This is a genomic window from Pradoshia eiseniae (genome assembly GCF_002946355.1).
GTDB classification, from domain to species: Bacteria; Bacillota; Bacilli; order Bacillales; family Pradoshiaceae; genus Pradoshia; species Pradoshia eiseniae.
This window is the reverse complement of record NZ_PKOZ01000006.1, coordinates 210,772-223,827: the sequence shown is the minus strand read 5'-3', so window position 1 is coordinate 223,827 and position 13,056 is coordinate 210,772. Positions and strand designations below refer to the sequence as shown.

Below are 13,056 nucleotides of genomic sequence, written 5' to 3'. Positions count from 1 at the left end.
ACCGAAGTCATCTCATCGCCGCATAAACACGGCACATCCCTTTTTATTAAACTGTCTACTTTATAGGGTGCAGTTCATAGCCCATTAGGTACGTCTTTTAATTACTTCTTCTTGACGGTAGCTTTCTTCACCTTGCTTGTGTTGCCAGCCTTATCCTTCGCTGTTACAGAGAGGGTGGTATCGGCTTTTTGCTTCTTAATTTTGACGGAGTAGGAACCATTTTTCTTGGCTGTGGCTGAGCCGAGCGTTTTCTTGCCCGCCTTGACGGTCACCTTTGCACCGGCTTCAGCTTTTCCGGTCACCTTTGTTGAATTGATGGTTACTTTATTAACAGAAGGTGCTGATGGAGCTGTTTTATCCTTTACCGTTACTTTCTTCGCTTTGCTTGTGTTGCCAGCCTTATCCTTCGCTGTTATAGAGAGGGAGGTGCCGGCTTTTTGTTTCTTGATTTTGATGCTGTAGGATCCGTTTTTCTTGGCTGTTGCCGAGCCGAGTGTTTTCTTGCCTGCCTTGACGGTCACTTTCGCACCAGCTTCTGTTTTCCCGGTTACGGTTTGGGTTTTATCGGAAACCGCTCCGACAGTCGGGGCGCTTGGCGCTGTTTTGTCTTTAACGGTAATCTTAGTCTTGCTGCTTACTAAACCAGTCTTCTTATCGGTTGTCGTCGCATAAAGGACAGTACCGGCTTTTAGCTTATTCGGAAGCTTGATGGAAAACTTGCCTCCAGTCGCAGTTGCTGTCAGCTTCAATTTCTTATTATCTGTGATGGTGACAGTTGAGCCGGTAGGAGCCTTGCCTGTGATTGTCTTGCTTGCATCAGACACGGCATTTATGCTCGGTTTCTTAGGACCAGCAACCTTGTTAATAGTTATCGTTTTGATGACCTCATGTCCGACCAGGTCTGTGAGCACGAATTCAACTTCGTTGGCCCCATTTTCAAGATTTAGGGTAATATCCTTTGTTTTCTTGAATTCCTTGTATGTCGGGGAGTCTTCCATATCTACGAACGTGTTGATTTCTTCATTTCCATTGACCAAAAGGCGGAGCGCATTATAATTGTCTGTGACAGATACGGTCACCTTTTGGGTGGATGATGAGGTATATTCTTTATACTTCACATCAAGGGTTGGAGCTTTTGTGTCAATATAGATTTCTCTGTTGAAATCAATCTCATTCCCTGCCTTGTCAGCGGCAAGGAAACGGATTTCCTGTTTGCCTTCCTTGCTGAAGGTAATGGTGTCTTCGAAATCGTGTCGTTTCTTCTCCTCATTCCATGTTAAAGTCAGATCCTTCGTTTTTCCTTCATAGGCGACCTTCACATAATCTAGCTCAGAGTCATCTGTTACATACCCTTTGACAGGGATCTCCAATGAATCGAAATTACCGGTAGCTTCCGGAATTTCAGAAACGATATATGGGACAGTCTGGTCACCACTTGTTTGGAAATCATGGTTTCCGGCATAATCATGGGCTATGACTTTAATATCGTCACCTTCATTGACGGTAACCGGTGTTTTGTCTTCATCCTTGTAGGTATAATCCGTTAGCTTAATACGATATTTGTTATCGCTTGTTGGCGCGATGCGGGCATCGAGCTCATTTCCGTTAATGGAGATGGTCAGGTATTTGATTCCAGATCCAGAACGAGTATCTGCTGCTTGGAAGGTGATGGTTTTTGTTTCATCATCATATTTCAGCTTCGATACAGTTGGAGCCGTATTGTCTACCAGTACAGGCATTTTGAAGACCTGCGGCTGCTTGCCCTCATAGTCAATCATCGACTTGACTTGATAGTAATATAAGCCTTCAGCAACTAGCTTATTATTGGCCTTTCCATCCCACTTTGTCATGGCTGGGTTTAAGGACACTGAGGATGATGCGTAATAATTCTTCCGCTGATTCTTGTCCGTAAATAATTTTCGAAGGACATTGCCATTTGAATCAACAACCGAGTATTCTACTGTTTTGGCATTACGCAAGAACGAGAGAGCTGGTGCTGCTGTGTCATATACACCATCTCCGTTTGGCGAGAAGGCGATTCTTTCCGGGCTCAGGGTGTTATTGAATGGGTCAACTCCATAATAATCGCCAGTTACTGGATCTACCATGCCGGTTTCTCCATAGAAGGACTCCGGATCATTTGGCAGCGGATCGATGATATTGGCCTTATTCCAATCACCCTTAAAGCCGACAAAAGGAATTGACAGCGTTGGCAGGGAATCTTCCTTGTTTTTGGCTTTTAAGAAGACAAAGCCTTCTGTGAAGTACCCGTTTTTGAATGCTTTTTCAAGATTTGATTTGGCATTCTTTAAATTGATGGTAATGGTTAAATCCTTTGATTTCCCTGCTTTAACGGTCAATGTCTTATCTGATGTGACAACTGCTTTTTCGATTTCTTGTGGTGTCAAATTATTGAAGAGTAAGCCGCCTTTTTCATAGAGGGCATCTGTCAATACGCTCGTGTCGACCGTATAAGTTGCATCCTTTTTGCTGAAGTTCGTTGCTGTTAATGTGAAGGAGAATTGGTCCTTCGTGATTTCCCTTAAGGTGACCTTTCCTAAGTCCGTACCCTTTTGGACAACGTAAACAGGTGTATGGATGGCTGAATTTAACTGCATGACACCCGAACCTTGTCTGCGCGGTGAGTAATAGGTGCTGCCTTCAGGATCTTTAATGGTTGCAGATGTGTTCATTAATAACGTTTTCGCACGCTGAACCTTATCTTTGCCCGTTAGCTTAGGGAAGGTTTCTTCCACATATTGAAGGACTAGGGCTGAACCGCCGGCAACATGCGGGGCAGCCATCGATGTTCCGCTCATGACCCCGTATTTATCATTGTTTAAGGTCGAGTAAATCTTTCCGCCTGGTGCTGCGATTTCAGGCTTGAAATCAAGGTTAGGCGTTACGCCCCAAGATGTGAAGGTGGATAGATGGCCTGCAGAGGTGTTCTCAAGCTGGATCATCTCTCCGGTAAATTTGACTGTTCCTGTGCCACCTGCTTCAATAATTTTCTCTTCAAACTTTGTTCCATCGCTTACCCGTAAGGAAACGAGCGGAATGGTTGGATTGCTTAACGCCATGCTGACAAAATCGCCGTGAGCAGGTGTCCCTCTGACGATGACGCCACTCGCGCCAGCACTTTCCGCTTGCTTTTGGATTTCTCCGTAATTTGGATTCGCCGCAGTCCTCACAGCAAATACAATCTTGCCTCTGACATCCTTGCCCTCATATTTATCAGGGGCACCATCTGCCACATAGACTACTTCCTGCTCAGCTTTTTTGAACACATCGAGCGGGAGAGGGGAAGCCTGTGTTTTGTATCCGGCATCATAAGCGGTACCGCCGATCGTGAAGGTGAATTTGTCGACAAAAACATGTGTGTTTTCAAGAGATGCAACAGAAATGGAATCCTTCGACACGCTTGGTGAACCGACTAACCCGATATCGGGATTAGAGGCAAGCGGGTCATGATAGCCATCAGAGAATTGGGCGGAATTCCCGGCAGAAATGGACATGAGGACACCATTTTGTACGGCCCTTTCAATCGCTTTTTGTTCCGGGTCTTCCGGGTTTTGGAAGGCGCCTGTTGAGCCTAGGCTCATATTGATGACATCTGCGCCAAGCAAGATCGCATCATCAATCGCCTTGATATAGATATCTCCCCAAGTAGATGGCATGGCTGCGTCATTTCCAAAGACTTTTAGAGCCAGTAACTGTGTTTCAGGGGCAATCCCCTTGATGCCGCCGCTTTCTTTTTGGCCATTGGCACCAACTGTCCCACCGACATGCATCCCGTGCATGGAAGCATCAGGGCCGAGGTCGAGGATTTCTTGGTTTTTGTCATAATAATTGTAGCCATATGGCACCTTGACTGTGTGGTATTTGCCAGGTAGCTTGTTCGTGGAGATGGATGCTTTCACGTCGCTTTCAGATAACTTTGCTTCTGTCTCGTCTGTAAGAATCATGTCTTTATGGCTTGGGTCGATGCCGGTATCAACGACACCGACAACCGTACCGGTACCATCATATCCGTCTACCCATGTCTCTTCAGCTTGGACAATGTCTCCGCTTGAGACCATATCTGGTTTCGCTTTTGGCCGTTCATACTCATTTGCGATATAAACGGATGAAACATTGGAGAGCTTTTCGATTTCCGGGATGTCAGAAACCTTCGCCTCGCCGCTGACCCCGTTAGCAACGACCGTGAAGGAATTTTCTATAGAGAAAGTAATACTCTTTTTCTTGATGGAGGAGAGAAGGTCTGATTGTTCCTCCTTAACAGGAGATTGCAGGGCATTTTGCTTAGATTTGGACAATTCCTTAAATAGTACGCCTTGCTCTGTCGCGTATTCAATGGCAGGGCTTCCTTCTAATTCAATAATGATTCGAACCTTTTCATTTGGGTCATCAAACTGGCTTAAATCAAGCTTCGCTTTTGCTTTACCGTCAAACGTTCCAGCGCTTTTTTGGTTATCTGTATTTGCGCTTACGCTCCCTAATCCCAAAAGTAAATTTGAGAGTAATAGAATAACCGCTAAGAAAACAGCAGCTCCTTGCTTGAACATGTTTTTCATCCGATTTCCTCCTCTTTAGTTTTCGGGTAGAAAAGAATACGCTTCCTCCTTTGCCTAGGTATGTAGTTGGAGTCATAAGACTGCCAATATGTTAAATTTACCACCTTAATTATCATAGATAAAGGAAAATTTGTAAAAATTTAGTATATTAAGAATTTTGGTGGGGAAGCTTGCGACTCCTGCGTTTCATTTGGCATGCAAGAGTCGCAGAAGCAGCTCAGTCTAGAGACCTAGTTAAAAATCAAGCTAGAGGTCGTTATCTAAAAAAATGATTCCAGCTAAACTTAAGGCATAAGGAGGGAATGCAAAATGAAAAACATCGGAATCATCATCATAGCGATTATCGCCGGTTTTATTGTCATTGGAAATATTGGACCCATCCTCGTTCTGGGTATTACGGTAGGAGCACTTTATTTCGTGTTTAAGCAGTATGTAAAGGCGGATAAGAATGGGAAATTCATCTGGGGAGCACTAGGGCTTATTATCCTGATTGCGGCCATTAGTAATCTGTCGGCTTTTGTTGGTCTAGCTGCAATGGTGCTGCTGTATTATCTCTATAAAAATTATCAGGAAGATAAGACGGAAAAGGTGAACAGGGATGATCCATTCAAGAAGTTTGAGAGGGAATGGGAAGAATTAAGCAAAAAATAAGAAGAGGAGTGCTGGTAAAATGACAGATTTTTTCACAAAATTAAAGAAAACATTGGAAGCAGATCTATATGAGGTCATGGAAACGAAGGATAAGAAGCATCCTTTATATAAGCTGAATCAATATTTGCGGGAATCAGAGAATGAGGTTGGGCAAGTTCAGCGATTGATTGAAAGGCAGTATCGATTGAAGGATGAAGTGAAGCGTGAGCACCAGGCAGCCTATGATATGGCGCAAAAACGCAAAGACCAAGCGGAGATTGCGCGCAGCACTGAGGGGGCCGAGGAGCTTTATGAGTATGCGGTGCGTGAACAGACGATTTATGAGGAAAGAGCATCTCGCCTTGAACATATGCTTGTGCAAATCGAGCTTGACCTTAAACAGCTTGAAGAAAAATTTACCGCCATGCAGCAAAGTTTGAAGGATATGCATATTAAGCGGCTTGAGTTGATGGGACAGGATAATTTGTCTAAGGTATATGGGAAGATGGAAGAATTGATTGAGAAGGGGAGAGTTCCGAATGGAAAACGGAAGTCTTCAAACAGAGACAGTGATCCCCTAGATATGCGGGTTAGAGCAAATCATTATGGAATGATTATGGATACACGTCTTGCAGCCATGGAGAAAGATGTGAAAAATAGAGGGGATTTAAGCTAGAAAGATGATATGCTAGTAGGTAGGGCGCAGGCATTGTGACTTGCGCCTTATCGGACTTTTTTGTAGGAGGCAATCATATGTCAGGGTCGAAGGAACAATCACATTTGAAGCTCATATTGGTTGGCCTATTGATTGCAGGCTTGTTCGAAATTATTTTCATCCGGTTCGATGAGCTGCTCTTCAATGGAATTGCTGCCTTGGTATGCCTGTTTTATGGCTATAAGAATTATGCTACCATGACTGGAAAGATTGTCTTATGGGTTGGCCTATTCTTCGCTGTATCAGGACTAATCAGCTTATTCGTCGTACGTGCTATTATTTTTATTTTACTATTATTATTTCTTCTTCATTATCTGCAAAAAAGACGAGAGCCTGCTGAGATTAAGCCTTCCTTTGAAGGGAGCCAGGAAGCTAATTTTGTAACAGTCCATGGTCCGGTTTCAAGCCGTTTATTTGGGAATCAGTCCACACCTGAGGAGATTTATGAGTGGGATGATATCAATGTTGGGGTAGGATTTGGAGATGTGGTTATGGATTTAAGCAATACGGTCCTTCCAAAAGAAGAATCTATCATCGCCATTCGAACAATCGCCGGCAATGTGGAGATTCTCATTCCATATGACATTGGTGTAAAGCTATCTCATACAGCTCTCTACGGCACTGTTCGCTTATTCGACCAAGAGAAACGGGAAATTCGCAATCAGCAGATTGCCTATAAGACGGAAGGGTATGAGGAATCGAGCAGCCGCGTCAAAATCGTGACCTCTATCGGTGCAGGAAGCATCGTGGTGAGACGGGTATGAGTATCGTCAAACGCCAGATTCTCATCTGCCTGACTATTGCCGTTATCGTCGTCATCATCATGGCTGGAGCCTATTATTATGTGTTCACGCCATCTCACTGGAAGCCTTTCTATGAGAAAGAAATCTATCATATTCCATTTATATTATTTGTTCCGAGCGTTGCCATCGTCATTGGCTTGTTATTTGGGATTGCGAGCGGCTTATTTTATAAAAGTGAAATCAAAAGTCTCGATGAAACAATCTATAAGATGAAAAAGGGAGAAACCATCGAATATGCGAAGGAACCGAAAATTACGGATATCCGGGAGGCTGCCGAGAAATTAGCGGGGGTGCAGAGTACGATGCTCGAGCAGGTGAGGCGAACACAAATACTTGCCACCGAGAAGACGGAGGAGCAGGAAAAACTCGTTCAAAGCATGGTGAAGGAGGAGCGGAACAGGCTGGCAAGGGAATTGCATGATTCCGTCAGCCAGCAGCTTTTTGCTGCCTCGATGCTGATCTCTGCCATCAATGAATCCCCTGATGAATCTAGTGAATGGCGCTCAAAGCAACTGAAGCTTACAGAGGGGATGATTCAGCAGTCCCAGCTTGAAATGCGTGCGCTTCTTATGCATCTTCGCCCGGTGCAGCTAAAGGATAAAAGCCTGAAAGAAGGGGTAGAAAATCTCTTATATGAGCTGAAGCAAAAGGTGCCGTTCGAGGTTTATTGGAATGTCGATGATTTGCTGTTAGAGAAGGGGGTTGAGGACCATCTCTTCCGAATCCTTCAGGAATCGGTCTCGAATACGCTGCGCCATGCGAAGGCGAGCAGACTCGACGTATATATTGTCAAGCATGAGCAAATGGTGATTCTGAGAGTCATTGATGATGGCAAGGGCTTTGACATAAATACAGCGAAGGCAGGCTCGTATGGAATGGACAATATGCGTGAGCGGGCTCTTGAGATTGGCGGCACCTTCAAGATTATATCTTTTCCAAATCAAGGGACACGTGTGGAAGTACGGGTTCCAATCGTGAAAATGGGTGATAGCAAATGATAAAGGTATTATTAATAGATGACCATGAGATGGTGAGGATTGGTGTCTCTGCCTATTTATCCTCTCTGTCAGACATTGAAGTGGCAGGTGAGGCGGGGACCGGCGAGGAAGGGGTTGCTCTCGCGCTTTCTTTGCGGCCGGACATAATTTTAATGGACCTAGTCATGCCTGAGGTGGACGGGATTGAGGCAACTAAGCGGATTATCGCTAAATGGCCAGAAGCTAAAATTATCATCGTCACAAGCTTCATAGATGACGAGAAGGTTTATCCTGCCTTAGAGGCAGGAGCTATCAGCTATATGCTGAAAACATCGAAGGCAAGCGAGATTGCCAATTCCATAAGAGATACTTATAAAGGCCAAACCGTCCTGGAGCCTGAAGTGACCGATAAATTAATGGCCAAGCTCAGAAAGCCAAAAACACAAGCGTTGCATGAGGAATTGACAAGCAGGGAAAGGGAAATCCTGCTGCTAATGGCGAAGGGGAAATCGAATCAGGAAATCGCGGATGAGTTGTTTATTGCCATAAAAACGGTCAAGACCCATGTAAGTAATATCCTGTCCAAATTACAGGTACAAGACCGGACGCAGGCCGTGATTTATGCATTCCAGCATCATTTAGTTGAAGTGGAGGAGTAATCCTTCGCTTTTTTGTTTGGATAAACAAAAGATAATCATTTAGTCAGACCAAAAAAGGCTGTCCTGCAAATCCCTTGAAAGTGGGCTTTGCAGGACAGCCGCTAACGATTTAATCCCGTTTATGCATATTGCCGTCATAATCACGTGTTCTATCTTTTTGAATGGCCTGCTCCTCAGGCGGCTGGGTATTTCGTTCGAGATCTTCTGTATCCTGTCCCATTCCGCGCAGGAAATCAAGTAATAGACCGACGGCGCGATTGACTTCTGGATCCTTTAGGGTTTTGGCAAAACCAAGATAACTGATTGGCTTTTCCTGTTCTTTATTCTCGGCCATTCGAGCGACACCGGCATTTAATTTCACTACGAATGGTTCAAGCTGCTTGACATTGATTGTGCCTAGGACGCCGACCAATAGGAGCATGTTCTTTAAAAGGTTGGTTGCTTCCGGGTTGTCGAGCGCTTTGACAAGGGTGTAAAGCACTTTGTCCCCCTCTGCAAATAAACTTGTGGCCATCGTTAGGGCACCGCGGTTATTCATATGCTTCAGCAGGTCAATCGTCTCAAGAATGGCATCCTTGTTATCTAAAAGAGCTGTTTCAATTTCGCGTAGATCCTGTGCTCGTTTTTCCTCTGCTGTCATTTCAATCTTGTGGACATTTTTGATAGCCTTAGCCATTATTTTTCCGCCCCACTTTCGCTAGGTCTCCAGGGAAGATATAATCCTTACGTGCCCATTTACGCTCTACTTCCACCCCTTTTTGCGGGTTAGGGTTTCCGTTCCGATGGTTGATGCGCGGAAGCGGACTGTCGCCATCGTAGCTGATTACTTCCATCTTCGCTGATATTTCCTTGTAGGCTGGTGTGTCTGTGTCCTTGTCAGCAAAGCTGGATGTTAATAGATTGATTGCCCCGTCTCCTGAATCATTTAATGGGAGATAAACTTCCTTTCCTTTGACCCGGTCTGTAATGAGGCATTTCACTTTTGCTGAGCCGTATGGAGAAGTCAAACGGACAAGGGTACCGTCCTTAAGGCCTCTTTCCTCGGCAAGCTCCGGTGATACCTCAAGGAATACCTGTGGTGTCTTCGATGTGATTCCTTTGGATTTATAGGTCATATTGCCTTCATGAAAATGCTCCAGTAAGCGTCCGTTATTGATATGCAAATCATATTCCTCGTCAAACTCAAGCGGTTTTGTCCATTCGACTGGGAAGAGACGCGCTTTTCCATCCGGGAACGGGAACCGGTCCTTAAACAAGAGCGGTGTGTCAGTTCCATCAGGGGCAACCGGCCATTGCAGGGTGTTATAGTCTTCTAGCAAATCATAGGATACTCCTGCATAAAGCGGTGACAGGGAAGCTGCCTCTGCCATGATTTCGCTAGGGTGACTATAATTCCAGCCTGCTCCAAGCTTATTGGCTACTTCCATGATAATCTGCCAATCAGGTTTGGAATCGCCGAGCGGTTCCATCGCTTGATATAAGCGCTGAATACGACGTTCTGTGTTTGTGAATGTTCCTTCCTTCTCAAGGCTCGGTGCGGCTGGGAGAACGACATCGGCGAACTCGGCCGTTCTGGATAAGAAAATATCCTGTACAACGAAGAAGTCAAGCTTTTCAAAAGCAGCATGAACATGATTGATATTGGAATCGACCAATGCCATTTCCTCGCCTTTTAGATACATCGCTTTTAAGGAACCGGCATGAATCGCTTCAATCATATCATGGTTATTTAGGCCAGGGCGGTCGGTTAATTCAACACCCCATGCTTGTTCATACTTGGCACGAACGTCAGGGTCAGATACAAACTCATAACCAGGGAATCGGTCTGGCATGCTGCCGAAATCACTTGCCCCTTGAACATTATTATGACCGCGCAGCGGGTAGGAGCCGGCACCAGGACGAGCATAATTCCCTGTTATCAGCAATAGGTTAGAGATGGCGGTGCTTGAATCACTACCGCCAAGATGCTGGGTAATCCCCATTGCCCAAAGCACACATACGCCGTCAGATTCATGAATCGTCTTAGCGATGGTGATTAAATCTTCTTTCGAGATGCCCGTTACTTCTTCGGCATAATCAAGGGTATATTTTTGAATGCTCTCAATATAGTCCTCAAGGCCGTTTACCTTCTCTTCAAGGAAACGTTCGTCAGCCCAGCCTTGGTCAACGATGTATTTTGTCACGGCAGACAGCCAGACGAGGTCTGAGCCTACTTTTGGCTGGACGAATAAATCTGAGCGGTCAGCCATTTCGTGTTTACGAATGTCGGCGACGATCAGTTTTTGGCCATGCAGCTTATGAGCTCGTTTCACGCGTGTTGCAAGCACCGGATGGGATTCAGCTGTATTAGAGCCAATGACGATTACGCATCCTGCCTGTGCGATATCTGTGATGCTTCCGGAGTCTCCGCCATAACCGACTGTTCGGAACAAGCCGACTGTCGCAGGTGACTGGCAATAACGGGAGCAGTTGTCTATATTATTCGTGCCAATGACGGCACGCCCGAGCTTCTGCATCAGATAGGATTCCTCATTTGTACATTTGGAGGAGGTGATGAAGCTTAAGGCATCAGCGCCATGATCTTCCTTGATTTCTGTGAATTTAGAGGCAATGAGATTGAGGGCCTCTTCCCATTCTGCCTCACGGAAATGGTCTCCTTCACGAATCAATGGTTTTGTGAGGCGTTCCTCGCTGTTGACATAATCCCAGCCAAATTTTCCTTTAACACAGGTAGAAATGCCGTTAGCCGGTGCTTCTACTTGCGGTTCGACCTTCAAAATCTTGCGCCCCTTTGTCCAAACATCGAAGCTGCAGCCGACACCGCAGTACGTACATACAGTTTTTGTTTTTTTGATCTTAGCGTCACGCATTGCGGATTCGACATCAGAAACAGTGAGGATAGAGCCATAACCTGTCTCAACGCCTTTAATGATTTCAATCATCGGACGCAAGGTCGGCTTTTCGATTGCGGTCATAAAGCCAGCTTCGCCAACCATGCCTTTCTCCATCATCGCATTACATGGGCAGACGGTTGAACAATGCCCGCAAGAAACGCAAGAGGACTCATTGATTGGCACATCATTATCCCAAATAACGCGCGGTTTATCCCGTTCCCAGTCGATGCTGAGCGTTTCTGTTACTTGCACATCCTGGCAGGCTTCAACACAGCGGCCGCACAGGATACATTGATCCGGGTCATAACGATAGTAAGGATGGGAATTGTCCTCTTGGTAAGGCTTTGGCTCAAAGGGGGTGCTTTGATGATTGATTTTCATTTCCTTAACAGTATTATGTACTTCGCAACCCCCGTTATTGTAATCACAGACTGTACAATATAGTTCATGCTTATGAAGAATTCGGTCCATCCCGATTACCTGGGCTTTTTTTACCTCTTTCGATGTGGTGTCAATGACATCTCCAGGTTTGACATTTGTTGAACAGGAGCGCACCAATTCGCCATTTACATTGACAATGCATGTGTCACAGGTTTCAATCGGTCCTAAGCTTGGATGATAACAGACGCTTGGAATCTCGATTGAACTGTCTGAGAGCAATTGCAAAACCGTTTGCTCAGCCTTCAGCTCCACGTCAACTCCGTTGATTTTGACTTGATTATTGCTCAAATTGCCAAACCCCTTTCGGTTAAAAAATAATATTACCCCATAGTAAACATACTTAGAAATCTCTACCCTATTTATAGAGGGTGAAACACCATTTATGGAATATGTGTCTAAATATGTTATTTTTACTCAAAGCAAGGGTATAGACAGGAAATGGTAGGTGAGTGATATGGATGAGAATGTAATAAGGAAGCAAACAATAACAAAATATATGGATGGAAAACTAGAAGAGAAAGTGGACGAGATAGCTGTGGAGTTTCCTTTCACGATTCATGTGAATGGCGAAGAATTTGCCACTATGGTTTGCACACCCAGCCATCTAGATGAGCTTCTTCTCGGTTTTTTAGCTTCAGAGGGCATCATTCGCTCAAGGGCTGATATTCTGGACTTTCATATAGATGAGGGGAAGGACTTTTGTTACGTGACGCTTCATAATAAAGCGCCCTTCAGTCAAAGGGAGACAGGGAAAAGATTCATTGGCTCCTGCTGCGGCAAGAGCCGTCAGTTTTATTATCAAGTAGATGTGAAAACAGCGAAAACGTCCTATTCGAAGGTGACGATCTCGCCTAAAGAATGTATAAGGATGATGACAGAGCTTCAAGACGGAAGTACCTTGTTCAAGGGAACTGGCGGTGTCCACAATGCAGCGCTATTCCTTGGTTCTGACCTGATTGTGGCAAGAAGCGATATAGGCCGCCATAATGCCCTTGATAAGCTGCTTGGGTATTGTCTCATTCATCATATTCCGGTGCGTGATGGTGTAATCGCCTTTAGCGGGCGCATTTCTTCTGAGGTTCTTTTGAAGGCAGCGAAGATTGGAGTGGGGATTATCCTGTCTAAATCGGCACCAACAGACCTTGCCATTGAGCTGGCAAATGATTTGAATATCACGGCAATTGGTTTTATCAGGGGAAGCAGCTTCAATGTATATTCTCACCCAGAACGGGTGAAGGAAAGCATGAAGCAAACATCCTCTCAATGATTTGTGCCATTCCAGTCAAATAAATAACAGCATTACCTGAAACTAATATAGAATGGATATAAGACATTTCGATATTATAGAAAGGGCAAAAGAATA

The 13,056-nt window shown here is 44.9% G+C and carries 9 protein-coding genes; 6 read left to right on the top strand and 3 right to left on the bottom strand.

Going from position 1 to position 13,056, the window contains the following annotated elements:
- Nucleotides 1-101: 101 nt before the first annotated feature.
- Complete coding sequence (locus tag CYL18_RS12175; RefSeq protein ID WP_104849781.1) at nt 102-4,574, bottom strand: Ig-like domain-containing protein; 4,473 nt, start codon at nt 4,572-4,574, stop codon at nt 102-104.
- Between the two features lie 309 nt (nt 4,575-4,883).
- Between CYL18_RS12175 and CYL18_RS12170 the strand changes: the two genes are divergently transcribed.
- The 5 genes from CYL18_RS12170 to CYL18_RS12150 all read left to right on the top strand — a co-directional run bounded on the left by CYL18_RS12170 (nt 4,884) and on the right by CYL18_RS12150 (nt 8,358).
- The gene (locus CYL18_RS12170; RefSeq protein WP_104849780.1) at nt 4,884-5,225 is read left to right on the top strand and encodes a lmo0954 family membrane protein; all 342 of its coding nucleotides are present in this window, start codon (nt 4,884-4,886) and stop codon (nt 5,223-5,225) included.
- 19 nt (nt 5,226-5,244) lie between these two features.
- Complete coding sequence (locus tag CYL18_RS12165) at nt 5,245-5,880, top strand: PspA/IM30 family protein (protein ID WP_104849779.1); 636 nt, start codon at nt 5,245-5,247, stop codon at nt 5,878-5,880.
- 77 nt (nt 5,881-5,957) lie between these two features.
- On the top strand, nt 5,958-6,683 hold the full coding sequence (gene liaF / locus CYL18_RS12160; RefSeq protein ID WP_104849778.1) for a cell wall-active antibiotics response protein LiaF: 726 nt from the start codon (nt 5,958-5,960) through the stop codon (nt 6,681-6,683).
- The gene (locus tag CYL18_RS12155; RefSeq protein WP_104849777.1) at nt 6,680-7,720 is read left to right on the top strand and encodes a sensor histidine kinase; all 1,041 of its coding nucleotides are present in this window, start codon (nt 6,680-6,682) and stop codon (nt 7,718-7,720) included. Before liaF ends, CYL18_RS12155 begins: the two co-directional genes overlap by 4 nt.
- Nucleotides 7,717-8,358: a response regulator gene (locus CYL18_RS12150; protein WP_104849776.1), complete on the top strand. Its 642-nt coding sequence runs from the start codon at nt 7,717-7,719 to the stop codon at nt 8,356-8,358. Before CYL18_RS12155 ends, CYL18_RS12150 begins: the two co-directional genes overlap by 4 nt.
- A 109-nt stretch (nt 8,359-8,467) precedes the next feature.
- On the opposite strand, the gene CYL18_RS12145 is transcribed toward CYL18_RS12150, so the two are convergent.
- On the bottom strand, nt 8,468-9,034 hold the full coding sequence (locus CYL18_RS12145; protein WP_104849775.1) for a DUF1641 domain-containing protein: 567 nt from the start codon (nt 9,032-9,034) through the stop codon (nt 8,468-8,470).
- Nucleotides 9,027-11,981 carry a formate dehydrogenase subunit alpha gene (gene fdhF / locus CYL18_RS12140; RefSeq protein ID WP_104849774.1) on the bottom strand — a complete coding sequence of 985 codons (2,955 nt, stop codon included), beginning with the start codon at nt 11,979-11,981 and terminating at the stop codon, nt 9,027-9,029. Before fdhF ends, CYL18_RS12145 begins: the two co-directional genes overlap by 8 nt.
- A gap of 166 nt (nt 11,982-12,147) precedes the next feature.
- On the opposite strand from fdhF, the gene fdhD reads away from it, so the two are divergent.
- Nucleotides 12,148-12,960 carry a formate dehydrogenase accessory sulfurtransferase FdhD gene (gene fdhD, locus CYL18_RS12135; protein WP_104849773.1) on the top strand — a complete coding sequence of 271 codons (813 nt, stop codon included), beginning with the start codon at nt 12,148-12,150 and terminating at the stop codon, nt 12,958-12,960.
- The last annotated feature ends 96 nt before the right edge of the window (nt 12,961-13,056 follow it).